We start from the raw sequence: 24,778 nt of genomic DNA on the forward strand, positions 1-24,778 counted from the left end.
CGGCCAGTGCAAGTTGGCCGTTTTTTATTGGATCATCGCCCAAGCTCGGGGTATTCAAGTTTTGCTGCTGGCAGTTTACTTAGCCTTGCTGGCGACAGGGCCACTTAAACCGTTAATGCCTAAGGTTTTAAGCATATCCCATTCACTTCGCGTATGTACGCGCTCAGCAATAGTTAAAATATCATGGCCAGAAGCAATGCCGATGATCGCTTTCACTAGATTTTGATTGCCTGGATGCTGATCAATGGCTTGAATAAAGCTGCCGTCAATTTTTAAGTAATCAAGTTGCAATTCGTAAAGCTGAGGGATGCTGCCAAAATGGCGGCCAAAGTGTTTAATCCCTACTTTACAACCTAAAGGGCGCACTTTTTGGGCAAAATTGGCTAATGCAGTGATCTCATCTCTAAAGCCAAATTCATTGACTTCAAACCACAGGCGATGGGTGGCATATTTATGTTGTTGCAGGATAAGTAGCAAATCTTCAATAAACTGCTCATCTGCAATGGATTTTGCTTCTAGGTTGATTGCAAGCTGTGCATCGTGCAATTTAAGCTCAGCGCAAGCTAGCTGAACGGATTCTAAATCTAGGGTATTGCTCAAGCCTAAACGGCTAATAAAGGGCATGAAAGTCCCTGCCGTGAGCAGCTCTTGCGTTTCTGGGTGGCGTAAGCGCAGCAGTAGCTCGCGATGCAAAGGCTGACCATCAACCAAAAGCGCTGGGTAAGAAGCCAATTCAAAGCAATGGTTTTTAAATGCTTTTTGCAATAATGGCTGCCAGTCTTGGGCTGGTAAGGCTTGGGTAGCGCTGGCGCTACTGACGTGGCCAGTGCCATTCGCTCCATTACTTTCTGCTTGAGCGAGTGCTTGGTCTGTCCCTGCGAGTAGTTGGCTAATGCTGTCATTATGCTGATATGTGGCAATACCGATGGCGGCTAAATCATCTGCATCCGTCAGCTCGTGTTGGCGTAGCTCAGCTAAGCCCTGATGTAGGTTTTTGGCTAAATCTAAGCCTTGTTGGCGATCTAAGCTGGGGGCGAGTAATGCAAAATCTGCACCATTTAAACGGGCTACCAGCCAATCGGGCTCTTGCCCTGTGAGTGAGGCAAGCCGGCCTGCCGCCATTTGCAGAAACTGATCGGCGCGTTCTCTGCCAAGGCGGCGATTGACGCCCGCTAAATCATGCAAACGCATAATGAGTAAAATGCCGCTGGGTGCTGCCTCATCATCTTCTAAGGCTTGTGACAACCTGCCCATAAAAAAGCTGCGGTTAGGTAGCTGGGTGAGCGTATCCCTATTGGCTTCGCTGCGCAGGGCATCAATGCGTGCCGCCTGTTCAGAAAACATGGTTTTAACGCGGCTTACCATGGTGTTCATGGCATTGACGACACTTTTTAATTCTTTATAACGTGGCTCTGGAATGGTAATAAAGCGCCGTTCGCTAATCGCTTCTGCTTGTTCAACCATTTGTGTAATTGGCTTTTTGACCCAGTTCAGCAGCACTTGTAAACCTGCGCCACACACTAAGCCTGCACCAATAATCCAAATAAATAGTCTGATTGCGCCTTCCCAAAGCGCTTGATAGGCGAAGCGTGAATGGGCAACAACGGTGACGGTGCCCGCTTGCTTCCAGCCATCACTAACCTGTGCTTTACCAAATGAGATTTGTAAGGGGAAGGTTTTAACGAACCAGTTAGGCACTCCATCGGCTTTATCGTTATTTGTGCGCTCAACAATCGATTTGCCGTGATTATCGCTAAAGCGAATTAACTCAAAGTGGCCAGTATCGAACAGAGCTGCCACATTTAGCTCAATCGTTGCAGGGTCTTTGCTTTGCTGCGACATGGATAGGGCTAAAGAGGAGGCATTGTCATTACTTTGCGTAAATAGCTGCTGCTCTAAATAACCGCGAGCGGTATAAACGCTGACAATAAAGCTACCAGCAAAGGCCACTAAGGTGGCCAAAATAATCATCATCCAAAGCTGGCGAAAGAGTGACATGGTATTTCCTTAGCAGAGCTGGGCATATATTTCGCATTCCAATGCCCCATTAATATAAATAATTGTGATGTTAAGCACACTGTATGGATAATTAATCAGTCTCGTAACCTTCTGCTTTCATTTTTGAAATAAGATCTTTCCAGCGAGATAATTTATCGACCGAGCCTGATGGTTGTGCGCTTGCACCAGTAAAAATTCCATCACTATTAAAACTGAATACAGGCGTTAAATCAGGGCGGCGTGAAGCAGGGCGAATATCATTAAGTAAATTATCTAATACTAATGGTTCTGCGTCAGTACTAGGGTAATACGTTAAAACCATATGAGCTTGGCTAATATTACTGGAGATACCACCAATTTTAGCTTTAACGTAGGTTAAACGTAGTTTCTCTTTTGCAACACCAAGTTCTTTTAAGCTGAAATATTTAATAATGGCAAAGTCCTCACAATCTCCAGCGCCTTTGCCTATGGTTTCAAGGGGCGTTGCCCAATAATCAGGCGCATTCCAGATTGTTTGATCGTCGCCAAATTGAATTCTGCGATTAAAAAAATCATTAATTCGTTTTAGTTTATCGGTTTCAGTTGCGTTACGTGCCTCATTAATCAAAGTTTGCCAGTCGCTAAATAAGCGAACAGGCGTTTGCCCCCAGCGCAGTACTAATGATTTTTGTAAACGATCAAAATCTAAGCCTGCCGCTGCGTGCAAGGCCAGTGATGTGGCGATTAAAAGCCAAATTGTTATTTTTTGTAAGTAAGATGGGGGGCGTTGGAGCATGTGTATATAGTTTGTAGGTAACTATCTTTATAGTGGTTTAATTAAAGCTAATTGTCCAACTTACAATTATAAACGCAGCTAGCCGAAAGAAAGAGGCTGAACTATAATTTTGGCAGCACATAAAAAAGACTTCGTCATCAGGGCGAGCACATCAAAATAATTGCACTTGCGAATCTCACTGGATTAAAAAGATGAAAGAAAAGTTATGCTTGGCTGTTGCCTTGGCATTGTGCAGTATTGGTGTACAAGCTGCTGCCCCTGCTTCTTTGCAAGAAGCAGCAGAGCGGGCTATTAGCAATAATCCCGAGTTACGTGCGCGCTGGTTCGAATTTAAAGCATCGGTTGAAGATGTATCAGCTGCGCGTGGTGGTTATATGCCCCAAGTTGATTTTCAGGCTTTTGCTGGGCGAGAGTGGGAAAAGCGACCAAGTGGTGACACCGGTGGGTTTAATCATCCAGGAGCTTCACTCACATTACGTCAAATGCTGTTTGATGGTTTTGCAACGAGCAATGAAGTGCAGCGTTTAGGGTATGCAAGGCTCACTCGTTATTACGAGTTGCTTTCTTCTTCAGATCAAATTGCCTTTGAAACGGTACGTGCTTATCAAGATGTATTGCGTTACCGTGAGTTGGTGGCCTTGGCTCAAGACAATTTTGCGTTACATAAAGAAATTTTAGGGCAAATTGAAGAGCGGGTTAAAGCAGGGGTAGGCCGCCGGGTTGATTTGGAACAAGCATCTGGACGCTTAGCCTTAGCTGAATCTAATTGGCTTACTGATCTATCTAATTTGCACGATGTTTCTGCCCGTTTTCAACGTATTGTTGGCGAGGCACCCGCCGCAGCCTTGGCGCCATCACAAGATTTACGTACAGCCTTGCCCAAGGAAGGGGATATCGCGTTAGCAACTGCTTTAAAGCAAAACCCTGGTTTTTTAGCTGCAGTATCAAATATTCGCTCAGCACGTAGCGATGCCGAAACACGTAAGGCAAATAATTATCCCAAGCTAGAGCTGGTGGCAAAACAAGCCTTAGATCGTGATCGTGATGGTATTAGCGGCACTTTTCAAGATCGTACTATTCAGCTTAATTTAAATTACAACTTATTTAGTGGTGGGCGTGATAGTGCGCGTACTCGTGGTGCGGTTGAAAAGCTGAATACCGCCTATGAATTACGTGATAAAACATGCCGAGATATTCGTCAGACAACGCAGATTGCGTGGAATGATGTTCGCCGCTTGAATGAGCAAATGAAATTCCTCGATCAGCATCAACTTTCTACAGAGAAATCACGAGATGCTTATCGCAAACAATTTGATATTGGCCAGCGTACTTTATTAGATTTATTGGATACAGAAAACGAGTTGTTTACCGCTAAGCGCGCGGTTGTAAACGCAGTTAATGATTTAAAAACCTCAGAAGCGGGTGTTCTTACTCAAATGCATCAATTATTGGCAGCTCTGAAGTTGGCACCTTTAGAAACGGCAGTGCCTGAAGCGCTGGACGATAATCAGCTTGATGATGAGCGTGTTCGCTGTAGCGCTGAAATGCCGAAGGAATATACGATGGATCGCGATGCCGCAATGGCAAATCGCCCATCACTTGCTCCAGCAGCGGTCACTACTGCCCCAGTAGCTGTCACTGCTGCGCCAGAAGCAGCTAAAGACGTGCCAGTGGGCAAAGAGCTCGCTCAATTTGGCATTGATCTAGCCGACAAATGGTCTAAAGCGTGGGCAGAAAAACGCACGGATGATTACCTAGCGTTTTACGCTGATAGTTTTGTGCCAAGCAATGGCATGAGCGCGGATAAATGGAAGGCATTCCGTCGTACTCGCGTGGGCAAGCAGGGTGATATAACTATTACGTTGAGCAATATGAAGCTTAGGCAATTAAATGACACTCAAGCTGAAGCTACATTTAGCCAAAGCTATAAGTCCAAAGACTATACCGACGTAGTTCAAAAGACTTTAGATATGGTGAAACAAGGCGGACAGTGGAAAATCAAAGCAGAGAAAGTAACGAGTGGTAGGGCGTATTAACGTGTAAGCGATTGCACCGTTGAAATGGGCCTTCTTTGGAAGGCCTATTTTTATGCCTTTTATGCGCAATAAGCGCAGAAGGGTCTAATGTTTTGCAGCCTATATTTCAAGCTGGCAGCACAAAATCAAGCCAAAAGACTTTAGTTTTGTCAGTTTATGTTGGAATGTTCACTTACTCTTCTTTCTCTTCACTTAGTGATCTATAAAGAAAAAGCCCGTTATTTGGGACGGGTTATGCGGGGGGGGCTAGCTCATGGCAGCTATTGCGACTGAACTACAAAATACAGTTTTGATTAATGAAAATATAAAAATGGTGATTTGGAATTGCTTTGAAATTAATCTAATGGGTTTAAATGCCATTTTATTAGCCAAACGAGCGGGCCGAATGGCCCGTGGGTTTGGGGTGATTTCGGGCGAGTTACGAGAGCTATCATTGCAACTGCAAGGCAGTATGAATCGGCTGAGTAGCGCCAGCCAAGATATGTTGGCTGAATCCTCTCATAGTATGACGCAAGAGCGGCGTAATCAGATGTTGCTGCATACATCTGAGCAGTCTGCGGACAATACGACTTACCTAGCAGATACGCTTTCGCGTACACGGCTTGCCAGTGATGAGCATGCGGCGCGCTTGCGACTCGTGCATCAGCGTTTGTCAGAATACATTGATGAGGCCTATCAGGCTTGTGTTTTTGGGGTGGTGATTGCGCGTGCCGCTAGAATTGAATCGGCCTATTCCGGTGAGCATTCTAATGTACTGGCTGAGTTGTCTAATGACTTTGCCAGCAAGGTTGATTCCATCGTGCCAAGGTTAGAAGAGCTGAGGCGCATTTCTGGAAATATGAAATGAAAAAAGCCCAAATATTGTTTGAGCAGGGAGATCATCGTTGGTTGGCCATTTCGCGGGATCCCGAGCGCCCCAATCATTTAATTGATACCAATGAATATGTCATTGTTAATGGGGGGGAGGCATTAATAACCGATCCGGGTGGATTAGAAGTTTTCCCTGCCGTATTTTCCGCAGTAAGCTCGGTGCTTGATCCTCGGCTTATTCGTACTATTTTTTCCTCACACCAAGATCCCGATGTGATTTCATCTTTGGCGCTTTGGTTGGAATTTAACCCCGAGCTGAAGTGCCATATTTCTGGTTTATGGGCTACTTTTGTTCCACACTTTGGTGGCTCAAGTGACACCATGGTCAGTATTCCAGATCAAGGCAGTGAAATGATCGTTGGGAGTGCTCATCTCAGCACGATTCCTGCTCACTACCTACATTCTTCAGGAAATTTTCATCTTTATGATCCTTTGGCTAAAGTGCTTTTTTCTGGCGATGTAGGGGCGGCTCTGCTGCCAGAAGGAAATAGTGATTTATTTGTGACTGATTTTGATCGGCATATTCGTTTTGCAGAGGGCTTTCATAAGCGCTGGATGGGTTCCAATAGTGCAAAGCGGGTGTGGTGTGAAAGGGTGACTAGCTTAAAAATAGATATGATTTGCCCTCAGCATGGGTCAGTTTATTCTGGGGATGACGTAGAGAGATTTATCAATTGGTTCGATGAATTACAAGTGGGTCTTTTCTGATTTTTTTACATGAGTAGATGCTTTGGGGGGCTAGAAATGCGTGCATTCAGCCCCCATTTCATTTGCTCAATCAATAAAGAACTCAGGAAAAATGATGAGCATTACTGTTAATGGTGTTGAGATTACCGATGTAATGATTGCGGCTGAAAGCCAGCATCACCAGGATGCTCCATCTGCGATCGATGCAACGGTGCAAGAGCTTATTTTGCGTGAGCTATTGTTGCAACGTGCTGCAACGCTGTCGATTGAAGCCGCTAGCCCAGAAGAAACCATTGGTTTATTGCTGCAAACGGAAGTAAAAATCACGGATCCAGATGAGGTCGCTTGCCAGCAGTATTACGACAATAACCCACAATCTTTTGTGCGAGGTGAAACGTTAGAAGGCAGTCATATTTTATTTAAAACCGGTGAAACAGAGCTGGTAGATACCGTGCTGGCTAATGCGGTATTGGCCGAAGTAAAAGCTAATCCAGAAAAGTTTGAAGAGCTCGCGCGTCAACATTCCAGCTGCCCATCTGGTCAGCAGGGCGGTAATCTGGGCCAATTTGGCCGTGGCCAAATGGTGCCAGAATTTGAACAAGTGGCATTTAGCCTGAATGAAGGCGAAATTGCCGCTGATTTAGTTGAAACACGCTTTGGTTTACATATTATTCGCGCAGGTAGCAAGGCTGAAGGCGCAATGGTGAGTTTTGATGAAGTAAAAGCAAAACTAGCCGAATTTCTGAGTGATGTGGCAACCCGTCGTGCCATGAATCAATACCTACAAACGCTAGTGAATGCCGCTAAAATTGAAGGTTATACCTTGCCTAGCCCTGATGCCGCTCAGTAACTGAGGTTAAGTACAAGAGGTTTTCGTCCGCGAAAGCTACCATTGAAGCCCTTAATTTGCTGAATCCGTATTTTAATTGTGCATCTGAAGGGCGATATTGGTTTATCCCTGAAGCCATTGATGACTATTTATCAAGTGGGCTTCGAGTAATTTGCATTTACCTTGTTACATTTGTCTGTGATTAGGCTGCGGACGGGCTTTGTTTTGCTTCGCTCATCCGCGGCCTTAAAATATATTTCTATCTATTTGGTAGTAGTTTACCTCCCTCGTCCGACTAAGCTTTTGAGGCAAAAAAAACAGTAGAATAAGCCGTAGGAGAAAAGCCATGCTTCAAGATCGGTTCGGACGTTCTATCAGCTATTTGCGCGTTTCAGTCACAGATCGTTGTGATTTGCGTTGTAGTTATTGCATGCCTAAAGGCTTCTCTGGTTTTGAAGAGCCCGCTCACTGGCTAACGTTTGATGAAATGACGCGCTTGATCGGGCTGTTTGCCCAAGTAGGTGTGGGCAGGGTGCGCTTAACGGGGGGCGAGCCACTACTGCGCAAAGATTTGCCGCTGCTGGCCGCAAGAATTGCCGCCTTACCGGGTATCCGCGATTTATCCCTATCGACCAATGCCACTCAGTTAGAAAAGCACGCTGTTGCGCTGAAAGCTGCAGGCGTTAGCCGGATTAATGTCAGCTTAGATTCACTGGAAAAAGCCTGCTTGGAAGACATTGTGGGGAAGGCTGCTTTTGAGCGGATTATGGCCGGTATTATGGCGGGCAAGGCGGTTGGTTTTGATCCCATCAAAATTAATATGGTCGCCATGCGTGGCGTAAATGACCATGAAATTGAGAATATGGCGGCATTTTGCCTCCAAAACGGTTTTATTTTGCGCTTGATTGAAGCCATGCCGATGGGGGACACGGGGCGCAATGCGCAGTATATGCCGCTGGATGAAGTGAGGGATTCGCTAGTGGCGCGCTTAGGATTAGAGCCCGAAGCCTTGGAGTTGGGGGGGGGCCCGCGCGTTACTGGAAAACCAGCGACGGTAGTGGCCGGATTGGCTTTATTACACCGATTTCACAGCACTTCTGTGCCACCTGTAATCGAATTCGGCTGGCGGTCGATGGCACGCTCTATATGTGCTTGGGGCAGGAGGAAAAGTTCTCTTTTAGGCCGTTGCTTAGAGGAGGAGCTACCGATACAGAAATTTTGGCTGCGATTGCCGAGGCAATTGAATTAAAACCAGAAAAACATGAGTTTCGGGAATCACCGTTGCAAATCGTACGGTTTATGTCGCAGACCGGCGGTTAAGTCATTTTCTATAGTGGATGTTTTTCTTTCACGTAATCGGTCTGTGGTGGATAATCAGCCGGTCTTTTATTACGGGTAAACCCCTATGGCCGATTTGCATCAGTTTATTGAAGGTTTTCGTGAATTTCAGCAACAATATTTTGCTGGTGAAACCGCTTTGTTTGATCGTTTACGCGCTGGTCAGACACCAACTACTGTGTTGATAGGCTGCTGTGATTCTCGGGTCGATCCCGCCATTCTTACCCAATGTGCACCAGGCGAAATGTTCATTATTCGCAACGTGGCTAATTTGGTGCCGCCATTTGAGCAGGGAACAACCAATCAAGGGGTCTCGGCGGCTCTGCAATACGCAGTGACGGTGCTTAATGTCAGCCGGATTGTGGTGCTAGGGCATAGCCATTGCGGCGGTATTAAAGGCTTAATGGATAGTAATGATATCGTGGATAAAGACGATTTCTTGGGCCGTTGGATTCATATTGCGAGTAAGGCAAAGCAGCGGGTCTTGCAGCAGCTACCTCATGCCGATAAAGCTACTCAGTATCGGGCCTGTGAGCTGGAAGCGATTCGTGATTCGTTGGTTAATCTAGAGACTTTTCCTTGGATTAAACAGCGGCTTGGTAGTGCTGAACTGAGTTTACATGGTTGGTTTTTTGATTTTGAGCACGGTGCTTTGTTGGGGTTTGATGAAGAGAGCAAGCAATTTCAGCCCTTAGTAAGCGCCCTGCCAATCAAAGATTTTTGGATCGAGATTTAATTGCACTTACAAAGTCCTCAGCGCGTTTTAGGTATTGTGGGGTGGTCAGGCAGCGGTAAGACCACCCTAATAGAAAAACTGCTGCCAGAATTGGCACGTTTGGGACTTAAAGTGAGTGTCATCAAACATACGCATCATGATGTGGAGTTTGAGCCCGAGGGTAAAGACAGCATACGATTCAGGGCCGCGGGTGCGGGGGAAGTATTACTCGCTACACCAAAGCGCTTTGTCCTACAGCATGAAATGCCTGAGCCGCTGCCTTTAAGTGCGTTGCTAGCACGAATGGCCCCCGTTGATTTAGTGCTGGTTGAAGGCTTTAAAACGGCGGCGATTCCTAAGTTAGAAGTCCGCCGTGCCAGCCACCCCGCCTTGGTGGATCCCTATATTATTGCGATTGCCAGCGATTACTCACTTCACAGCTCCCTGCCTGTACTCGATCTTAACCAAGCTGCAGTCATTGCGGCGTTTATTAGTGATTTGCCATGCTAGATTTTGATACAGCCCTTTCCCGTTTACTCCTAGCAGCCCGTGTTTCAAGTGGGGTGGACGTGTTGCCGCTGAGCCAAGCTAATGGCCGTGTACTTAGTCATGACTTGGTTTCGCAGGTGTCCGTGCCAAGTTTTGATAATAGCGCCATGGATGGTTACGCCCTGAATATTGGCGACTCATGGCCCGACAGTTTTAAGCTAGTGCAGCGTATTGCCGCTGGTAATGTTGGGCAGGCTTTAAATAGTGGCGAGGCGGCCCGTATTTTTACTGGAGCGCCAATTCCAGCTGGGGCCAATGTGGTGGTGATGCAAGAAAATTGCCGCACCGAGGATGGGCAAGTTTATATCGCAGCGCCGCTTGAGCTCGGGAGCAATATTCGTTTACGGGGTGAAGACATCGCTGCAGGTAGCGTGATTTTGCCAGCGGGAACGCGGCTTAGCCCTGCGGCGATTGGCTTAGTCGCATCGATTGGTGTTGCAGAGCTCACTGTGAAGCAGCGTTTAAGAGTGGCCCTACTATCGACTGGTGATGAGCTGGTAGAGCCCGGACAGCCACTTGGCGCAGGTCAAATTTATAACTCCAACCGCTATGCCCTGACTGCACTACTGGACGATTGCCTGATTACTGACTTAGGCATTGTGCCGGATGATGCGGAGCTGACTCGGGATATTCTGCAAACAGCCGCAAAGCAGCACGATGTGCTGATTACCTCTGGTGGCGTATCGGTAGGGGAAGAAGATCATGTCAAGGGTGCGGTAGAGCTGCTAGGTCATTTAGATTTATGGAAAATTGCAATAAAGCCAGGCAAGCCTTTTGCCTATGGGCGAATTGGCGATTGTGATTTTATTGGTTTGCCAGGTAATCCGGTTTCTAGCTTAGTGACCTTTTTATTATTAGTACGGCCTTTTTTATTAGCCCGCTTAGCGTGTTTAAAGCTGCAACCTGCAAGATTTAAATTAATGGCCGCTTTTGATTGGAAAAAAGCAGGTAATCGCCGTGAGTTTTTACGTGGCAAGTTAAATGAACAAGGCCATGTAGAGATTTACCCACAGCAAGGCTCTGGTGTATTAACGTCTTTAGTTTGGGGCGATGGCTTGGTGGATATTGCCGTGGGCGAAACGATTAAGCTTGGGGATAGCGTGCAGTTCATTCCATTCCATAGCATGCGATGAATGGGGTGATTAATGCTATGCTGCAAACATATAAGTAAGGCTGATGTAGTACAGTATCAATTATTGGATATCTAGGTGAAATATCGTAGGCCTACTGGCTTACTTTGTGTTTGGGGGCGCTGCTAGCAGCGCCCTAAGAGCTTTACCAAGCTGAGTTTTAAGAAAGAGCGATTTTAGAGATGACCATGATTCGTGTTTTATATTTTGCTCGGCTGCGTGATGCATTTGCTTGTGAAAGTGAAGAGCTGCCTATGCCAAGCCCCGCAACCGTGGCTGGATTGATTGCAATATTGATATCGCGTGGCGATATTTGGGCGGCGGAATTATCGGGGAATAAAATATTTAGAGTCGCCGTTAATCAAGAAATGGCTCAGCTCAGCGATATGATTCCAAGTAATGCAGAAGTGGCTATTTTTCCTCCTGTGACGGGGGGCTAATGGCGGATATTCGAATTCTGGTGCAAAGCGCAGATTTTGATTTAGCTACAGAATATGCGCGCTTTGATAACGATGCCAGCATGGGCGCAATAGTGGCTTTTGTGGGCCGAGTGCGCGATTTAGATCAAAGCATTACCGCCATGCATTTAGAGCATTATCCTGGTATGACTGAAAAAGCTCTCGCTAAAATAGTCGGAGAGGCGTGCCAATATTGGCCTTTGCAAGCGGTGACGGTGATTCATCGTATTGGTGCTTTGCAAGCAGCAGAGCAAATTGTGCTGGTGTTAACGGCATCAAAGCACCGGCAAGCGGCCTATGAATCAAATGCATTTATTATGGATTTCCTAAAAACACAAGCGCCGTTCTGGAAAAAAGAAGGAACTGCTGCTTGCCTACAATGGGTTGATGCACGATCAAGTGATCAAGGCGCGCTGGATCGTTGGCAGTACTTGAGGGTGGTTTAACATGATTTTGGATGCAGTCATTCTGGCTGGTGGCGAAGGGCGCCGCATGGGGGGGCGTGATAAAGGCTTGGTTGAGCTTTCTGGTCGCCCCTTGGTAGAGTGGAGCCTAGAAGCCTTATCGCGGCAGACTCGTGCTGTTGATCATGTTTTAATTTCGGCCAATCGTAATTTGCCTGAATATGCACGTTTTGGTGCGCCTGTTTTGCGTGATGTTTATCCAGGGCATCCGGGCCCTTTGGCTGGAATTCACTCAGCCTTATTAGCTTCCCCCGCTAAATATCTTGTAGTTTTACCTTGTGATGTGCCATTTTTGCCTGCAGATTTGGTGGAAAAGTTATTGGCAAAAATAGAGCAAGATGAAACACAAGTGGTGATGGCACGCACCCCAGATGGGCAAGTTCATCCCACGATTTGCATGTTGCGTCACGATGTTTTGCCTTCCTTAATGGAAAGGTTATCTAGGCAAGAGCTGAAATTATCTGCATGGCAAGAGAGCTTGCAGTTGCAATATGTAGACTTCCCCGAGTTGGCTTTTCCTAATCTAAATACGCAGGATGATTTAGCCGCTTGTGCTGCGCGGCTATCTGGCGTTGATACAATACCTATGCCTTACCGATCTACAGACCAGAGCGCAGATAGCGCATCAGGGCTCACGCATTTCAACGCTAATGGCGAAGCGCATATGGTGGATGTGGCGGGCAAGGTAGATAGCCACCGCATTGCCCGCGCCGTGGGCGAGATTCGTATGCTGCCCACTACCTTGCATCTGATTGAAACCGGCAGCCATAAAAAAGGCGATGTGCTGGGCGTGGCACGGATTGCTGGGATTATGGCGTCTAAGCGCACCGCGGATTTAATCCCACTTTGCCACCCTATCCCGCTAACCAGCGTGAGCGTGGATTTCACGATTGATCGGGCAGGCAGCCTTGTGCGCTGTGAAGTCACGGCAGAAACAATCGGGCGCACAGGGGTAGAAATGGAAGCGCTTACCGCGTTGAATATCGCCCTATTAACTATCTACGATATGTGTAAAGCCGTGGATCGCGGCATGATTATGTCGCAGCTCCGCCTGCTGGAAAAACAAGGCGGTAAGTCTGGACATTGGCAGGCCAGCCATAGCATTTAAGGGGATAGTAATGATAGAAGTCCTGAAGCTAATGACGAGTAGAAGTTCGGAAATTAGCGCGACTTTTTTCTATCCCCAAGATCAGGCTAAAGCGGCGGTGCTCATTGTCCCCGCGATGGGCGTGAGTCAGTCTTATTACGCGCCGCTGGCCTCTTGGCTGGCTGAGCAGGGTTTTTTAGTGGCCAGCTTTGATTACACCGGTATGGGTTTATCCACACAGGGCAGTTTGCGTCAACTTGAAGTCAATATTTTGGATTGGGCTAAATACGATTGCGACACGATGTTAGCGGCGCTTTCACAAGCCGATCGCCCGCTGTATTGGCTGGGGCACAGCCTTGGTGGTCAATTACTAGGCTTGATTCCTGACCCAGAGCGGATTACCAAGGCCATCACCATTGCCAGTGGCAGCGGTTATTGGCTGGAAAACGCACTGAGCTTGCGCTGGAAAGTCTGGTGGCTATGGTTTGTGCTGGTGCCCTTATTGGTGCCCGTGTGTGGTTATTTCCCTGGCAAGCGTTTACGCAAAGTTGGCAATTTGCCGCGTGGTGTGATTGGGCAATGGCGGCGCTGGTGCTTAAACTCAGATTACGCTGTGGGTGCAGAAGGGCTTGAGGTGAAGGGCCGGTTTGCAGCGCTCACGCAGCCGATTACGGTGATGTCGTTTACCGATGATGAGCTGATGACGGCTAAAAGTATTCGCTCTTTACATGCTTTTTATACCCATTCCCCACAAAAAACCAAGCGCCTCTCACCCTATGATATTGGGGTAAAACAGATAGGACACTTTGGTTTTTTTAAGCCTCGTTTTAGCGAAAGCCTGTGGCAGGCTCATTTGTTGCCAGAGCTAAGCTAATCCCAGCAATGCATTCTTGCTCAATGCCACCGCCACAATATAGGCAAAACAAGCGATCGCTGCGATTAAGGCAGTTACACGGATTGTTTTGGTTTTGCCACGCTTTAGCGCGATTGTCCCCAGTACGATATACACCAACAGCCCACAGACTTTAGCCACCAGCCACATCTTGGGGCCGGGGTAGAGCATGGCTAGGCGAATGGCGCTCAGCAGCAACAGGGTGTCGATAATATGCGGCGCAATACGCAGAAATTTTGTTTGTAAGTAGGCGGAGCCTTGCAGCATCAGGCCGCCACGCAGTAAAAATAGCCCCGCAGACAGGGCCACACACAGCATATGTAGATGTTTTACAGCAAGATATTCCATGGCAAGGGCGCTCTCGTGCGAAAATGGTGAGTTCTGCATCTTACTTGGCTTATGCTTGTGGATGTGGCCGGTGAAATGAAAGGATAAGGGTTTATGGAAGAATTACGATTATCAAAGCGCTTAGCTGAGCTGGGCCTTTGTTCGCGCCGTGAGGCCGATGAATATATTGCTAAAGGCTGGGTTAAAGTCGATGGCGTAGTGGTGGATGTGTTGGGTAGCAAGGTGCTGCCTAGCCAAACCGTGAGCTTAGAGCCAGCGGCCAAAGCCACTCAGGCTGGCCGAGTGACTATCCTCGTGAATAAGCCCGTGGGTTATGTGTCTGGGCAAGCTGAAAAAGGCTACACCCCCGCCGTGGCGCTGGTGGTGCCGGATAACCATTGGGAAGGCGATACCAGCGGAATACGCTTTGTGCCCCCGCATATGCGTGATTTGGCCCCGGCTGGGCGCTTGGATATCGACTCGGTTGGATTATTGGTGCTGACCCAAGATGGCGTGGTGGCTAAAACTTTGGTTGGTGAAGGTTCCAATGTTGAAAAAGAATATCTAGTACGGGTAACGGGGCAGCTTTCCAGCGATGGCATGAAAAAGCTCAATCATGGCTTAAGCCTAGATGGCAAGGCGCTGAAACCGGCGCGTGTAAGTTGGCAAAATGAAAACCAACTGCGCTTTATTTTGCGCGAAGGTAAAAAACGCCAAATTCGCCGCATGTGCGAGTTAGTTGGCCTAGAAGTGGTGGGCTTAAAGCGGATTCGAATTGGTAAGGTTTTATTGGGCGATTTGCCGCCGGGTAAATGGCGTTATCTTTCTGCAACGGAGCGGTTCTAATGTTGCGTGCACTGGCTTTGATGTTATTGAGTGGCGCGGCATTGGCTTCGCCGGATGAAATTACGGGGCGCTATCAATGCGGCTCGGCGCAGTTTTATATGACCTCCAGCACCGACATGGAGCAGGTAAGGCTACGTGTTGATGGCCGGATTTATGATCTAGTCACCATGCGCACCGCCAGTGGTGCAGCTTGGAGTGATGGAGAATGGATTTGGTGGACTAAGGGCGCGGATAGCTTTTTAGAACGCCAGTCTGTCATGGTTGCTAAAGATTGCCTGAAGAAGCCGGCGTACTAATGTTGCGCGTTGATGTGTTATTAGTTGAGCAGGGTCTAGCGCCGTCGCGTACCGCCGCTCAATGCATGATTGCCGCTGGGCGCGTGAGCAGTGCTGGCAAGGTGATTAGCAAAGCCAGCCTGAAGCTGGCGCAGGATTGCGTACTACAGCTGGCGGCGGATGAAAGCGATCGCTTTGTTTCGCGTGGTGGTTTCAAGCTGGCAGGGGCTCTCGCTCAAGCGGGTGTGGATGTAGCGGGTATGCAAGTGCTAGATGTGGGGATTTCTACGGGTGGCTTTAGCGATTGCCTGCTACAAGCTGGGGCACGCAAAGTGATCGGAGTAGAAGTCGGCCACGGCCAGCTACACCCTAGGCTGCTGGCGGATCGCCGTATCGTGCAGTTTGAAGGCGTAAACGCCCGTCACCTTAGCCCAGCGCTGATTGCTAGCGCCCAAGATGGGCCACTGCAGCTGATTGTGGGCGATGTATCGTTTATCTCGCTCACGTTAATCTTACCGGCGCTGCGCTCCATGCTGCAGCCCCAAGCGGCGTTGTTGTTCTTGGTGAAACCACAGTTTGAAGTTGGCAAGGCAGGCATTGCCCGTGGCGGCATTGTTAAAGACGAAAGCCTTTATGCCGAGGTAGAAGCCAAAATAAAAACAGCCGCAATAGCGGCTGGATTTAGCGTGAAAGACTACTTTGCCAGCTCGATTAACGGTGGCGATGGGAACCGTGAATTCTTTATTTATGCGCTAGCTCTGTAGGGGCACGGCATGGCGTGCCCTCTGCATATCACCTTGCTTAGGCTGTAGCTAAGTGGTTTTTGCTTGGTGTAACTCGCCACGGCATACAGAAGCACAGTGGGTTATGACAGAAATCTGTCTAACCCACTCTACGTTTTATTTCTTTTTCCCAAATAACACTTCAGCGTCATCTACTTCTTTTAATAGCGCCCGTACTTCGGGCTCTTTAAATTCGCTGATCGCTTCTTTGTAGTATTCCAAGCTTTCTGGATAAGCAAACGCGGCTTGGCGCATTAAGCTGTGGGCTTTGCCGGTGTTACCACGTAGGGCTTCCATAATGGCTTGATCGCTCAGCTGGGTAGGATAGGGGCGTACTTGGTTTAGTCTATCCAAAATTTGCAGTTTCCATGACATGTCTACCTTGCTGGCGACGATGTAGTTGGATAGCGCAAAATCAGCGTAGAAATCGATGAGGGGGTTTTGTTTCAACCCTTGCAGGGTTTTAATCCGGCTTGCGTTTTCTGTAGGTTTAGTCGATGGTTCCATGATTGGGTAAATCTGTATATACAGCAGGCCACCAAACACGGCAGTGGCGAGGGCTGCAACGCCGTAGCTGCCAAGGGTGGCGCGTACTGCCAAATTGGGTATCTCTAGCATACGTGGTGCATCAGAGCGCATAAAGAACAGCGCCAGTGCAAATGGGCCCATTAGGTGGTAATACCATAGTGGGTATTCAACCAAACTATGTAGTACCGACACAATCACCATGGATGCACCGAAGATTTTAACGGGGTCGTGCTCGCGTTTAAGTAGAGCAATAAACATCCATGAAATCCCACCCGCCATAACGATGGCACCCGCTAAACCCGTTTCTGCCATGATATTGAGTAGTGAATTATGTGCATGAGTAAACAGCACACTTTCTGTCACGATGGCAAAAGCGGGGTTGATTTGCAGGGCGATACTTTGCGATGGATAAGCGCCCCAGCCAATACCTAGCCAAGGGTGGGCTAAAAAGGTTAGCCATGCTTTATGCCATTCCACCAAACGGCGTGCACCGTTGGAATCTAGCCTGTCTAAGCCAGTTGGCACTTCATTTTTGGCGTGTAGCAAGGATTGTAGTGCTTCATTTACCCACGGGGCTACAAACTGCATCACGATGATCAGCACGGCACAAGCGACTAAATATCCGCCAAAGCGGCGCACGCTATCTTTGCCTAGCCATGCGGATAAGCCACCAAATACCAGCCAAGCCCCTGCATACATAAATGGAGAGCGCGAGCTGCTCCATGCAATGGCTAGTGCTAGCCACATCGCCACTGGCCAAAACCATGTTCTAGGTAATTCTTTTTCTGCGGCTAGCCACGCTGCGGCGGCTAAGCCCCAGGTTAGATAATGACCATAGAGATTTTTCTGACCTAAGTGGCCAAAGATTAAGCGTGGGCCGTTTTGGATTAGCTCGATAACCTGTTGTACAGAGATGGCAGAATTAAAAATGGCTCCAGCTAATAAGCCCCAAGCAAAGAAGGGGGCGAGCTGCATGCTACCAAAATGATCCCTTGCTCTGGCTAATGCCCATACTGAAAACGCTGCGGTCAGTGCGTAAAGAATTGGCTCGGTGCGATCAGACCAATAGAGCACTGGCATGACGAGCATCTGCAGAGCAATGACCGCAGCTAAACCAAACCAGATCAAGCTGGCATAAGGCGGGCTGGATTTTTTATAGCTAGGCAGAGCCGCAGCGGTAAGTACCATCAGGACTGCAAGCACTAAGGCGGCTAGTTCAGAAGGGAATACTGGATTGGGCGCATAGCGAAAAGGAATGCCGCAGGGAACTGCGGCAAGCAAAAATAGCAGGGTTTGGAATACTCTTAGTTGCGCGATCATGGTGTGTTTTCGATGCTTTCTTGGGGAGTTTTATACATCCAGCTGGCGACCAAAACACCCGCTTCAAAGAGAAGCCAAAGCGGAATAGCCAACAGGCATTGGGATACTACATCTGGCGGGGTCACTACCGCCGCGATGACAAAGGCGCCGACGATAACATAGGGGCGGATTTCTTTCAGTTTTGCGATACTAATAAAGCCCATTTTAACCAGCACAATCACCAAAATTGGTACTTCAAAGGTCACGCCAAAGGAGATAAACATGCCAATGGCAAAATCTAAATACTCGCCAGAATCGGGCAGCCATTGCATTGATGCGGGAATCACCGAAACAATAAATTTAAAGACCACACCAAACACTAGGAAATAAGCAAAACCAACGCCCAGCATAAAGAGCAGGCTAGAGGCGACAACCAGTGGCAGGATGAGTTTTTTTTCCTGCGCATAAAGGCCGGGAGCAATAAAGGCCCATAGCTGGTAAAGCGTATGCGGCAAGGTAATCATAAAAGCCACCATCGAGGTGATTTTTATCTGCAGCATAAAGGGGGAGGCAATGCCGATGGTGATTAGACGCTGATTAGGTAAAACGTGGGTCAGTGGGGCAACCATTAAATCATAAAGTTGTTCTGAAAAATAAAAGCAGGCAAGAAATCCGACTAAGAAAACCGCTGCGATACGTACAATTCGCGTACGTAATTCGAGTAAATGAACTAAGAGAGGCTGGAGGTTATCCGTCATATTTAACGCCGAGATATGTGGAGTGGGCAGGTTTCTTTGCCCAATGATGATGTGTATTGTTATCAGCGAGGCGGAGTGGGCAAAGCTGCCCACCTTAAGCCTGCATCATCTGATTAGTTTTAACGCCGATCTGGCCTAGATTCTGCATGTGGTGTTACAGGTGGGGCGAATAAATCACCTTGAGGGCCAGTAGGAATTTCATCCATCGTTGGCTGTTCTTTAGGTTCAGTAGGCTCAGACAATGCGGCCTTTGCTTCCTCTAGAGGCTGATGAATGGTTTGACTGAGATAGCCAGCCTCGGCACGAATTTCTGCTTCGACTTTAGCAAGCTCCGCCAGTTGAAATTCTTTATCTAAATCAGACTTTACCGTCGAGATAAAGCGCTGTGCTCGGCCCAGCAAGGCACCGGCAGTACGCGCCACCTTAGGGAGTTTCTCTGGACCAATCACAACTAAGGCGACGGCGCTGATAATAATGAGCTCACCAAAACTAACATCAAACACGGGCGAACCTTAGCGTTTGTCGGTTTCGACGGGTTTATCTTCACTCTTAGCAGCGGGTGTTTCGCCATCTTTGATGCCGTCTTTAAAGCCTTTAACCGCAGAGCCTAAGTCTTTACCAATATTGCCGAGCTTTTTGGTACCAAAAACCAAAACCACAATGACCAGAACGATCAGCCAATGCCATATGCTAAATGAACCCATGATAATCTCCTTGCTTCACGCTTATTGCGTGGTGATGTCTGAAATATTAGTTGTAAGGGGCTTGCCGCCAATCACATGCATATGTAGATGGAAGAAAGTCTGCCCACCACCATGGCCGGTGTTAATGATAGTGCGGTAGCCATCGTCCAAGCCTTGCTCTTTGGCAAGCTTGGCCGTCAAAAGCAGCATTTTGCCAAGCACTGCTTGATGTTCTGCTGTGGCATGCGCCAAAGAATCGACATGCACTTTAGGCACCACTAAAAAATGCACGGGTGCAACGGGGTGTATATCGTGAAAAGCGATCACATCATCGTCTTCAAATATTTTCTTTGCAGGAATTTCACCAGCGGCAATTTTACAAAATAGGCAATCGCTCATGCTATTGCTCCTGCCGTGAGTTTTTTTCGTCGATGCCAGAAATGCCTTCACGGCGGGCTAATTCCGCGAGTACATCGTCGGCACTTAAGCCTTTATGCGCCAGTAGCACTAAGGTATGAAACCACAGATCGGCCACTTCCCGGACAATATGTAGCTTGTCGCCATCTTTGGCCGCCATAATGGTTTCTACCGCTTCTTCCCCCACCTTTTTCAAGATGGCATCGGTGCCTTGATGCAGCAACTTCGCTACATAAGAGGTGGAAGGATCACTATTACGGCGCTTGGCCAGCGTGGTGGATAAGCGTTCCAGAATATCTGCAGAGACCATAGCTTTACCTTGTCTGATGTACTTCAAGCTCGATTATATTGCTAATAGGTTACAAGTATGTGGCGATTATATGGAAATCTTGCCAATAAGGGGGTAGTGATGCCCCGCCTTAGCAATGTGATATCAAGGCTTAGTGGCATAAATTTGCACGGGATCTTTGAGTACGGCATCAGTGATGACCCACTTGCTATCCACCAAAGTGCGGAAAAAACAGCTGGGGCGGCCTGTATGGCAGGCAATCCCGCCTACTTGCTCGATTTGGTAGATCAGCACATCACCATCGCAATCAAATTGGATGGCCGATACCTTTTGAAAGTGGCCAGATTCTTCGCCCTTATGCCAGAGCTTTTGTCTGGAGCGGGTCCAGTAATGTGCAGTTTTTTTTTCGGCAGTAAGCGCTACCGCTTCACGGTTAGCGTAGGCAAACATCAGTATACGGCCGCTTTCTTGATCTTGGGCAATCACTGGTACTAGGCCTTTTTCATCCCACTTTATTTCATCTAGCCAGCTCATAAGCGCACCTCAATCCCTGCGGCACGCATGACTTCTTTGGCTTGGCGCACTGTATATTCGCCAAAGTGAAAGATACTGGCAGCAAGCACCGCATCGGCGTGCCCTTGGATCACGCCATCGACTAAATGCTGCAGGTTGCCCACGCCGCCAGAGGCAATCACGGGGATATCTACCGCATCGCTTACTGCGCGGGTGAGTGGTAGATTAAAGCCAATTTTGGTGCCATCTCTATCCATGCTGGTGAGTAGAATCTCGCCCGCGCCCAATTGCTGCATCCGTGTTGCCCATTCAATGGCATCTAGCCCTGTTGGGTTACGCCCACCGTGGGTAAATACTTCCCAGCGTAATGGCTCATTTGGCAGGCTGACTTGCTTGGCATCAATGGCCACCACAATCGCTTGGCTGCCAAAGCGATCGCTGGCGTCTTTGACTATTTGTGGGTTGGTTACGGCGGTGGTGTTGATGCTGACTTTATCGGCACCCGCATTAAGTAATCGGCGGATATCATCTACCACCCGAATGCCGCCACCTACGGTGAGTGGAATAAACACTTGGGCTGCGACTTCTTCAATCACATGCAAAATAATATCCCGCTGATCGGATGAGGCGGTAATGTCTAAGAAGGTCAGCTCGTCTGCGCCTTGGTCATCATATTTCTTAGCGATTTCGACTGGATCGCCTGCATCACGCAGGCCTACAAAGTTGATACCTTTGACTACTCGGCCAGCGGTTACATCAAGACAGGGAATAATACGTTTAGCAAGAGACATGGCGTTTTTTTTGCTTTTTAGGAAAAGACGGGGCTTATTCGGATTGCTGAGCGATCCAGAGAGCCCAGAGTTTACTGGCTGCTTCACTATATTGGCCTGGGCAGCCGGCAAACTCGGAGCTGAACCACTGAACAAAGATGTTATGCACGACTTCTCGAACATCGTCTTCAGATTGGCATTGCGGCAACACACGTAAAATACTGCCAACTTCGGGGGCGTAGCCCTGAGGCTCCATGACGAGCGGGATCATCATTGGGTCACAATCAAATAGCAGTTGGCAGACTTGCTCAAAGAACAGTGGATCCTGCTCTTGCAGATAGCCGCCAATTTTCCTTTCGCTACTGGCCCAATCAAACCATTTAGGCTGTGACATGAATGCCTCACGGAATAGGGCTGCCGCGCCCCTATTATGGAAACCTCTAAAATCCTAGCTCTTTAATATGCTGCGTTACGCTTTAAATAAATTGTTTCACACCTCAAGCAGATGCAGGTTCGCTATTTAAAGCAGGTCTTGGCTTATTTAGAAAGGTAGGTTTTTGCGGCCTCCATTAGTCGGACAACTCGTCGGCGAGTTCTTGCGCCGCTCTAAAGTCTATCGTGCCTTCGTAAATGGCTCGGCCGGTAATCACACCTTCAATACCCTCTGCCTCTACTGCGGCTAATTTTCTTACATCGTCTAGGTTTGTTAATCCACCAGAGGCAATTACGGGAATACTCAGTGCTTGCGCTAGTTTTACGGTGGCTTCGATATTTACGCCGCTGAGCATGCCATCGCGGCCAATATCGGTGTAAATCACGCTTTCTACGCCGTAGCCTTCAAAGCGTTTGGCAAGATCAATCACATTTAAATCGGTGATTTTTGCCCAGCCATCGGTGGCGACAAAGCCATCTTTGGCATCTAGCCCAACAATAATTTGCCCAGGGAAAGCATCGCAGGCTTCATGTAAAAAACCAGGTTGTTTGATAGCGGCGGTGCCGATGATAACGTAATCAATTCCCGCATCTAGATACATTTCTATGGTTTCTAGACTACGAATTCCGCCGCCCAACTGTACGGGTACTTCGCCGTTGATCGCTTTAAGAATGCTTTTAACCGCCGCTAAATTCTTTGGCTTGCCAGCAAATGCGCCGTTTAGATCAACAAGGTGCATGCGGCGAGCGCCTTGGCCTAGCCAATGGCTTACAAAGCTGGCTGGGTCGTCAGAAAACACAGTGGCGTCGTCCATTTCACCTTGGCGTAGGCGTACACATTGGCCGTCTTTTAGGTCGATTGCAGGAATGATTAGCATAATGGCGTCAGATTTTGTTTTGTGAAGGGGAAAAGATGTTTTGTTGCTTGAGTTAAAAGATTAACAATCAGCATAGCGCTAAAGAAAACTAAACAGGAATGCCAATCTAAAGAATGATTACTGGCTAAGTAGACGGTGATTACGCTGTAAATACAGGTCGTAAGAAAGCTTGTTTGTAGTGCTTCATTGCAGCCTTTCCAACTCGTTTCCCAAAGCGTTTCCATTCTATTGCCTTTTAGGTATTGCCATTCCAGTTTACAAAATTCTTCAATAAGCTTAGACCAGCATGATGACTTTTTTCAGGATGGCATTGAATAGCAAAGATATTATCCCTTGCAACCGCCGCTGCAAAGCGATATGGATAGGCACTTTCTAACACGGCGATGTTTTCACTGGGCTGAAAATGATAGCTGTGTACAAAGTAAAAGCGCTCCCCATCGGGAATCCCAGCCCACAGCGGGTGGTCTTGTACTTTAAACATTTCATTCCAACCCATATGCGGCACTTTTAATTTTTGCCCTTGGGCATCCAACATTTTTTCCTTAGGAAAGCGCACCACTTTGCCCTTAAATACGCCAAGTCCTGGGGTATGTCCTTCTTCGCTTGATTCAAATAAAAGCTGCGCACCTACGCAAATACCAAGAAAGGGCTTGTTTTGGGCCGCATCAAGTACCGCTTGTTTTAAGCCGCGCTCGGTCAGCTCTTTCATACAATCGGGCATCGCCCCTTGGCCGGGGAAGACCACTTTGTCTGCTTCTGCAACAATAGCTGGATCGGCAGTTAGCACAATATTGGCTAAATCGCCTGCTACATGTTCTAAAGCCTTGGTGACTGAGCGTAAATTACCCATTCCATAATCAACAACTGCAATTTTCATGGTGTATTTTCAGCGTTTGATCAGGGCCGCATCGCCGCAGATCGGGTGATTGATATCAGCTTGATACTGACACAGTTGCAAGGCTGTGCCACGTGTTTTCTGCTCATTGATCAGGCAAGCGACAGCATGTACCGTACCAGCCAAATTTTGAGTAAGAAAATCATGGCCAGCAAGCTGCGCGATCACTGTGTTTTGCCGTATCAATAGGTGTTTTAGGCTGGCGCTACGCCCCGTTTGGCAATCGACCGCTACGCTGGTTTGGCGGGTGTCGAAATGGCCATCTGAGCTACTCTGGGTGTTTAAGTAGCGCCATTGGTAGTGGTAGTAAACGTGGTTACGGCGCTCGATCACAGAATCGGTATCGATCCAGCTGCTGGACTCGCTATCCTTTGCCCATTGTAGCCAGTTGCTGCTGTAGCTTGGGCTGACAAACAGCAGCAGCAAGATGCAGATGATGCGCATTAGCCGACGAGTGTGCCCTTGGTGGATGGCGTAATGCCTGCCATACGTTCATCTCGCTCCACCGCCATGCGTAAGGCACGGCCTAGTGCTTTAAACACGGTTTCGGCCTGATGATGGGCGTTTTGGCCTTTTAGGTTATCAATATGCAGGCTGATGGCGGCATGATTGATAAAACCACGGAAGAATTCGCCAAATAAATCAACATCAAAACCACCAATCATGGCGCGCGTGTAGTTAACGTTGTATTCCAAACAGGGGCGGCCAGATAAATCAACCACGACACGGCTTAACGCCTCATCGAGTGGTACATAACTATGGCCGTAGCGGCGAATGCCTTTTTTATCACCCACTGCTTGAGCAAATGCTTGGCCAAGGGTGATGCCTACGTCTTCTACGGTGTGGTGAGCGTCGATATGCAAATCGCCAACCGCCTTGATTTCGATATCAAATAGGCCATGGCGAGCCACTTGATCCAGCATATGTTCAAAAAAGGGCACGCCAGTATCAAATTTTGATACCCCTGTTCCATCCAAATTTAAAGTGACGGTAATTTGAGTTTCCAGCGTATTACGGCTAACAGTGATCTGACGCATTAATAAATCCCCGAAGGTGGTTTATTTAAAAATAATATCGGCATCAAATTTTTATACCAGTGTCTTATCTGGGTTCAGCGTGACAGTGATCTGGCACCGGTTTGATTTTTGATCAAATGGCGATTTTCATCTCAATTGTCTACGAGAACGGTGCCGCCGTGAAGCCTTAGCGTTGACGTAAAGCAGCGGCAATGCCTTTTTTTGCCCAAATCACTATTTCC

At 47.9% G+C, this 24,778-nt stretch carries 31 protein-coding genes and 1 pseudogene; 16 read left to right on the forward strand and 16 right to left on the reverse strand.

Features of this window, described 5'->3' with window-relative positions; translation table 11 throughout:
• Positions 1-75 precede the first annotated feature (75 nt).
• Together C1H71_RS09040 and C1H71_RS09045 are read right to left on the reverse strand one after the other, a co-directional pair.
• The gene (locus C1H71_RS09040; RefSeq protein ID WP_130106267.1) at positions 76-1,998 is read right to left on the reverse strand and encodes a bifunctional diguanylate cyclase/phosphodiesterase; all 1,923 of its coding nucleotides are present in this window, start codon (positions 1,996-1,998) and stop codon (positions 76-78) included.
• 91 nt (positions 1,999-2,089) lie between these two features.
• On the reverse strand, positions 2,090-2,773 hold the full coding sequence (locus C1H71_RS09045; protein ID WP_130106268.1) for a transglutaminase-like cysteine peptidase: 684 nt from the start codon (positions 2,771-2,773) through the stop codon (positions 2,090-2,092).
• Between the two features lie 191 nt (positions 2,774-2,964).
• Between C1H71_RS09045 and C1H71_RS09050 the strand changes: the two genes are divergently transcribed.
• The 13 genes and pseudogenes from C1H71_RS09050 to C1H71_RS09105 all read left to right on the forward strand — a co-directional run bounded on the left by C1H71_RS09050 (position 2,965) and on the right by C1H71_RS09105 (position 13,810).
• On the forward strand, positions 2,965-4,809 hold the full coding sequence (locus tag C1H71_RS09050) for a TolC family outer membrane protein (RefSeq protein WP_130106269.1): 1,845 nt from the start codon (positions 2,965-2,967) through the stop codon (positions 4,807-4,809).
• Positions 4,810-5,062: 253 nt separating this feature from the next.
• Positions 5,063-5,656: a hypothetical protein gene (locus C1H71_RS09055; RefSeq protein ID WP_130106270.1), complete on the forward strand. Its 594-nt coding sequence runs from the start codon at positions 5,063-5,065 to the stop codon at positions 5,654-5,656.
• Positions 5,653-6,387, forward strand: a complete 735-nt coding sequence (locus tag C1H71_RS09060; RefSeq protein WP_130106271.1) for an MBL fold metallo-hydrolase — start codon at positions 5,653-5,655, stop codon at positions 6,385-6,387. Before C1H71_RS09055 ends, C1H71_RS09060 begins: the two co-directional genes overlap by 4 nt.
• 91 nt (positions 6,388-6,478) lie before the next feature.
• Positions 6,479-7,216, forward strand: a complete 738-nt coding sequence (locus tag C1H71_RS09065; RefSeq protein ID WP_262488419.1) for a peptidylprolyl isomerase — start codon at positions 6,479-6,481, stop codon at positions 7,214-7,216.
• Positions 7,217-7,625: 409 nt separating this feature from the next.
• Positions 7,626-8,009: pseudogene (locus tag C1H71_RS21805) on the forward strand (radical SAM protein); the annotation flags it as partial.
• Between the two features lie 260 nt (positions 8,010-8,269).
• The gene (locus tag C1H71_RS21810; RefSeq protein ID WP_308418311.1) at positions 8,270-8,515 is read left to right on the forward strand and encodes a hypothetical protein; all 246 of its coding nucleotides are present in this window, start codon (positions 8,270-8,272) and stop codon (positions 8,513-8,515) included.
• Between the two features lie 85 nt (positions 8,516-8,600).
• Positions 8,601-9,269 (forward strand): carbonic anhydrase, encoded by a 669-nt coding sequence (locus C1H71_RS09075; protein ID WP_130106272.1) that lies wholly within the window; start codon positions 8,601-8,603, stop codon positions 9,267-9,269.
• On the forward strand, positions 9,270-9,758 hold the full coding sequence (gene mobB / locus C1H71_RS09080; protein ID WP_130106273.1) for a molybdopterin-guanine dinucleotide biosynthesis protein B: 489 nt from the start codon (positions 9,270-9,272) through the stop codon (positions 9,756-9,758).
• Positions 9,752-10,930: a molybdopterin molybdotransferase MoeA gene (locus tag C1H71_RS09085; RefSeq protein WP_130106274.1), complete on the forward strand. Its 1,179-nt coding sequence runs from the start codon at positions 9,752-9,754 to the stop codon at positions 10,928-10,930. The genes mobB and C1H71_RS09085 overlap by 7 nt, the downstream gene beginning before the upstream one ends.
• 185 nt (positions 10,931-11,115) lie before the next feature.
• Entirely contained in the window at positions 11,116-11,367 is a 252-nt protein-coding gene (locus C1H71_RS09090) for a MoaD/ThiS family protein (RefSeq protein WP_130106275.1), read from the forward strand.
• Positions 11,367-11,831 carry a molybdopterin synthase catalytic subunit MoaE gene (gene moaE / locus C1H71_RS09095; protein WP_130106276.1) on the forward strand — a complete coding sequence of 155 codons (465 nt, stop codon included), beginning with the start codon at positions 11,367-11,369 and terminating at the stop codon, positions 11,829-11,831. Before C1H71_RS09090 ends, moaE begins: the two co-directional genes overlap by 1 nt.
• A gap of 1 nt (position 11,832) precedes the next feature.
• The gene (moaC, locus tag C1H71_RS22115) at positions 11,833-12,957 is read left to right on the forward strand and encodes a cyclic pyranopterin monophosphate synthase MoaC (protein ID WP_130106277.1); all 1,125 of its coding nucleotides are present in this window, start codon (positions 11,833-11,835) and stop codon (positions 12,955-12,957) included.
• Positions 12,958-12,967: 10 nt separating this feature from the next.
• Complete coding sequence (locus tag C1H71_RS09105) at positions 12,968-13,810, forward strand: alpha/beta hydrolase family protein (RefSeq protein WP_130106278.1); 843 nt, start codon at positions 12,968-12,970, stop codon at positions 13,808-13,810.
• Here C1H71_RS09105 and C1H71_RS09110 read toward each other — a convergent pair.
• Positions 13,802-14,215 (reverse strand): SirB2 family protein, encoded by a 414-nt coding sequence (locus tag C1H71_RS09110; RefSeq protein ID WP_262488420.1) that lies wholly within the window; start codon positions 14,213-14,215, stop codon positions 13,802-13,804. The genes C1H71_RS09105 and C1H71_RS09110 overlap by 9 nt on opposite strands.
• Positions 14,216-14,269: 54 nt before the next feature.
• Between C1H71_RS09110 and C1H71_RS09115 the strand changes: the two genes are divergently transcribed.
• From C1H71_RS09115 to C1H71_RS09125, 3 genes are read left to right on the forward strand one after another with little or no spacing between them, the layout of a single operon-like run.
• A complete protein-coding gene (locus tag C1H71_RS09115; RefSeq protein WP_130106279.1) occupies positions 14,270-15,001 on the forward strand; it encodes a pseudouridine synthase in 732 nt (243 codons plus the stop codon).
• Positions 15,001-15,297: an MliC family protein gene (locus tag C1H71_RS09120; RefSeq protein ID WP_188053689.1), complete on the forward strand. Its 297-nt coding sequence runs from the start codon at positions 15,001-15,003 to the stop codon at positions 15,295-15,297. The genes C1H71_RS09115 and C1H71_RS09120 overlap by 1 nt, the downstream gene beginning before the upstream one ends.
• Positions 15,297-16,040 carry a TlyA family RNA methyltransferase gene (locus C1H71_RS09125; protein WP_130106281.1) on the forward strand — a complete coding sequence of 248 codons (744 nt, stop codon included), beginning with the start codon at positions 15,297-15,299 and terminating at the stop codon, positions 16,038-16,040. Before C1H71_RS09120 ends, C1H71_RS09125 begins: the two co-directional genes overlap by 1 nt.
• A 135-nt stretch (positions 16,041-16,175) precedes the next feature.
• Here the strand turns inward: C1H71_RS09125 and C1H71_RS09130 are convergent, their stop codons facing one another.
• The 13 genes from C1H71_RS09130 to hisB form a co-directional block, all read right to left on the reverse strand.
• Positions 16,176-17,906: a PglL family O-oligosaccharyltransferase gene (locus C1H71_RS09130; protein ID WP_130106282.1), complete on the reverse strand. Its 1,731-nt coding sequence runs from the start codon at positions 17,904-17,906 to the stop codon at positions 16,176-16,178.
• Complete coding sequence (gene tatC / locus C1H71_RS09135; protein ID WP_130106283.1) at positions 17,903-18,643, reverse strand: twin-arginine translocase subunit TatC; 741 nt, start codon at positions 18,641-18,643, stop codon at positions 17,903-17,905. Before tatC ends, C1H71_RS09130 begins: the two co-directional genes overlap by 4 nt.
• A 119-nt stretch (positions 18,644-18,762) precedes the next feature.
• Positions 18,763-19,146 (reverse strand): Sec-independent protein translocase protein TatB, encoded by a 384-nt coding sequence (gene tatB, locus C1H71_RS09140; RefSeq protein ID WP_130106284.1) that lies wholly within the window; start codon positions 19,144-19,146, stop codon positions 18,763-18,765.
• A 9-nt stretch (positions 19,147-19,155) separates the two neighbouring features.
• Positions 19,156-19,347 (reverse strand): Sec-independent protein translocase subunit TatA, encoded by a 192-nt coding sequence (tatA, locus tag C1H71_RS09145; protein ID WP_130106285.1) that lies wholly within the window; start codon positions 19,345-19,347, stop codon positions 19,156-19,158.
• Positions 19,348-19,368: 21 nt separating this feature from the next.
• Entirely contained in the window at positions 19,369-19,725 is a 357-nt protein-coding gene (locus C1H71_RS09150; protein ID WP_130106286.1) for a histidine triad nucleotide-binding protein, read from the reverse strand.
• 1 nt (position 19,726) lies between these two features.
• Entirely contained in the window at positions 19,727-20,053 is a 327-nt protein-coding gene (locus tag C1H71_RS21005; RefSeq protein ID WP_223146021.1) for a phosphoribosyl-ATP diphosphatase, read from the reverse strand.
• 123 nt (positions 20,054-20,176) lie between these two features.
• A complete protein-coding gene (hisI, locus tag C1H71_RS21010; protein ID WP_223146022.1) occupies positions 20,177-20,566 on the reverse strand; it encodes a phosphoribosyl-AMP cyclohydrolase in 390 nt (129 codons plus the stop codon).
• Positions 20,563-21,336 carry an imidazole glycerol phosphate synthase subunit HisF gene (gene hisF / locus C1H71_RS09160; protein WP_130106287.1) on the reverse strand — a complete coding sequence of 258 codons (774 nt, stop codon included), beginning with the start codon at positions 21,334-21,336 and terminating at the stop codon, positions 20,563-20,565. Before hisF ends, hisI begins: the two co-directional genes overlap by 4 nt.
• Positions 21,337-21,370: 34 nt before the next feature.
• Positions 21,371-21,709: a hypothetical protein gene (locus C1H71_RS09165; RefSeq protein WP_130106288.1), complete on the reverse strand. Its 339-nt coding sequence runs from the start codon at positions 21,707-21,709 to the stop codon at positions 21,371-21,373.
• Between the two features lie 175 nt (positions 21,710-21,884).
• Entirely contained in the window at positions 21,885-22,625 is a 741-nt protein-coding gene (hisA, locus tag C1H71_RS09170) for a 1-(5-phosphoribosyl)-5-[(5-phosphoribosylamino)methylideneamino]imidazole-4-carboxamide isomerase (protein WP_130106289.1), read from the reverse strand.
• Positions 22,626-22,860: 235 nt separating this feature from the next.
• Positions 22,861-23,502: an imidazole glycerol phosphate synthase subunit HisH gene (gene hisH, locus C1H71_RS09175; RefSeq protein ID WP_130106290.1), complete on the reverse strand. Its 642-nt coding sequence runs from the start codon at positions 23,500-23,502 to the stop codon at positions 22,861-22,863.
• A 9-nt stretch (positions 23,503-23,511) separates the two neighbouring features.
• A complete protein-coding gene (locus C1H71_RS09180) occupies positions 23,512-23,964 on the reverse strand; it encodes a hypothetical protein (protein WP_130106291.1) in 453 nt (150 codons plus the stop codon).
• A complete protein-coding gene (hisB, locus tag C1H71_RS09185; RefSeq protein ID WP_130106292.1) occupies positions 23,964-24,557 on the reverse strand; it encodes an imidazoleglycerol-phosphate dehydratase HisB in 594 nt (197 codons plus the stop codon). The genes C1H71_RS09180 and hisB overlap by 1 nt, the downstream gene beginning before the upstream one ends.
• Between the last annotated feature and the right edge of the window lie 221 nt (positions 24,558-24,778).

This window comes from Iodobacter fluviatilis, assembly GCF_004194535.1.
GTDB lineage: Bacteria > Pseudomonadota > Gammaproteobacteria > Burkholderiales > Chitinibacteraceae > Iodobacter > Iodobacter fluviatilis_A.

Excerpts from the sequence above, each read along its gene's own strand:
- C1H71_RS09040 (WP_130106267.1), bottom strand. The coding sequence starts at position 1,998 with ATGTCACTCTTTCGCCAGCTTTGGATGATGATTATTTTGGCCACCTTA.
- C1H71_RS09045 (WP_130106268.1), bottom strand. The coding sequence starts at position 2,773 with ATGCTCCAACGCCCCCCATCTTACTTACAAAAAATAACAATTTGGCTT.
- C1H71_RS09050 (WP_130106269.1), top strand. The coding sequence starts at position 2,965 with ATGAAAGAAAAGTTATGCTTGGCTGTTGCCTTGGCATTGTGCAGTATT.
- C1H71_RS09055 (WP_130106270.1), top strand. The coding sequence starts at position 5,063 with ATGGCAGCTATTGCGACTGAACTACAAAATACAGTTTTGATTAATGAA.
- C1H71_RS09060 (WP_130106271.1), top strand. The coding sequence starts at position 5,653 with ATGAAAAAAGCCCAAATATTGTTTGAGCAGGGAGATCATCGTTGGTTG.
- C1H71_RS09065 (WP_262488419.1), top strand. The coding sequence starts at position 6,479 with ATGATGAGCATTACTGTTAATGGTGTTGAGATTACCGATGTAATGATT.
- C1H71_RS09075 (WP_130106272.1), top strand. The coding sequence starts at position 8,601 with ATGGCCGATTTGCATCAGTTTATTGAAGGTTTTCGTGAATTTCAGCAA.
- C1H71_RS09085 (WP_130106274.1), top strand. The coding sequence starts at position 9,752 with ATGCTAGATTTTGATACAGCCCTTTCCCGTTTACTCCTAGCAGCCCGT.
- C1H71_RS09090 (WP_130106275.1), top strand. The coding sequence starts at position 11,116 with ATGATTCGTGTTTTATATTTTGCTCGGCTGCGTGATGCATTTGCTTGT.
- moaE (WP_130106276.1), top strand. The coding sequence starts at position 11,367 with ATGGCGGATATTCGAATTCTGGTGCAAAGCGCAGATTTTGATTTAGCT.
- moaC (WP_130106277.1), top strand. The coding sequence starts at position 11,833 with ATGATTTTGGATGCAGTCATTCTGGCTGGTGGCGAAGGGCGCCGCATG.
- C1H71_RS09105 (WP_130106278.1), top strand. The coding sequence starts at position 12,968 with ATGATAGAAGTCCTGAAGCTAATGACGAGTAGAAGTTCGGAAATTAGC.
- C1H71_RS09110 (WP_262488420.1), bottom strand. The coding sequence starts at position 14,215 with ATGCAGAACTCACCATTTTCGCACGAGAGCGCCCTTGCCATGGAATAT.
- C1H71_RS09115 (WP_130106279.1), top strand. The coding sequence starts at position 14,270 with ATGGAAGAATTACGATTATCAAAGCGCTTAGCTGAGCTGGGCCTTTGT.
- C1H71_RS09120 (WP_188053689.1), top strand. The coding sequence starts at position 15,001 with ATGTTGCGTGCACTGGCTTTGATGTTATTGAGTGGCGCGGCATTGGCT.
- C1H71_RS09125 (WP_130106281.1), top strand. The coding sequence starts at position 15,297 with ATGTTGCGCGTTGATGTGTTATTAGTTGAGCAGGGTCTAGCGCCGTCG.
- C1H71_RS09130 (WP_130106282.1), bottom strand. The coding sequence starts at position 17,906 with ATGATCGCGCAACTAAGAGTATTCCAAACCCTGCTATTTTTGCTTGCC.
- tatC (WP_130106283.1), bottom strand. The coding sequence starts at position 18,643 with ATGACGGATAACCTCCAGCCTCTCTTAGTTCATTTACTCGAATTACGT.
- tatA (WP_130106285.1), bottom strand. The coding sequence starts at position 19,347 with ATGGGTTCATTTAGCATATGGCATTGGCTGATCGTTCTGGTCATTGTG.
- C1H71_RS09150 (WP_130106286.1), bottom strand. The coding sequence starts at position 19,725 with ATGAGCGATTGCCTATTTTGTAAAATTGCCGCTGGTGAAATTCCTGCA.
- C1H71_RS21005 (WP_223146021.1), bottom strand. The coding sequence starts at position 20,053 with ATGGTCTCTGCAGATATTCTGGAACGCTTATCCACCACGCTGGCCAAG.
- hisI (WP_223146022.1), bottom strand. The coding sequence starts at position 20,566 with ATGAGCTGGCTAGATGAAATAAAGTGGGATGAAAAAGGCCTAGTACCA.
- hisF (WP_130106287.1), bottom strand. The coding sequence starts at position 21,336 with ATGTCTCTTGCTAAACGTATTATTCCCTGTCTTGATGTAACCGCTGGC.
- C1H71_RS09165 (WP_130106288.1), bottom strand. The coding sequence starts at position 21,709 with ATGTCACAGCCTAAATGGTTTGATTGGGCCAGTAGCGAAAGGAAAATT.
- hisA (WP_130106289.1), bottom strand. The coding sequence starts at position 22,625 with ATGCTAATCATTCCTGCAATCGACCTAAAAGACGGCCAATGTGTACGC.
- hisH (WP_130106290.1), bottom strand. The coding sequence starts at position 23,502 with ATGAAAATTGCAGTTGTTGATTATGGAATGGGTAATTTACGCTCAGTC.
- C1H71_RS09180 (WP_130106291.1), bottom strand. The coding sequence starts at position 23,964 with ATGCGCATCATCTGCATCTTGCTGCTGCTGTTTGTCAGCCCAAGCTAC.
- hisB (WP_130106292.1), bottom strand. The coding sequence starts at position 24,557 with ATGCGTCAGATCACTGTTAGCCGTAATACGCTGGAAACTCAAATTACC.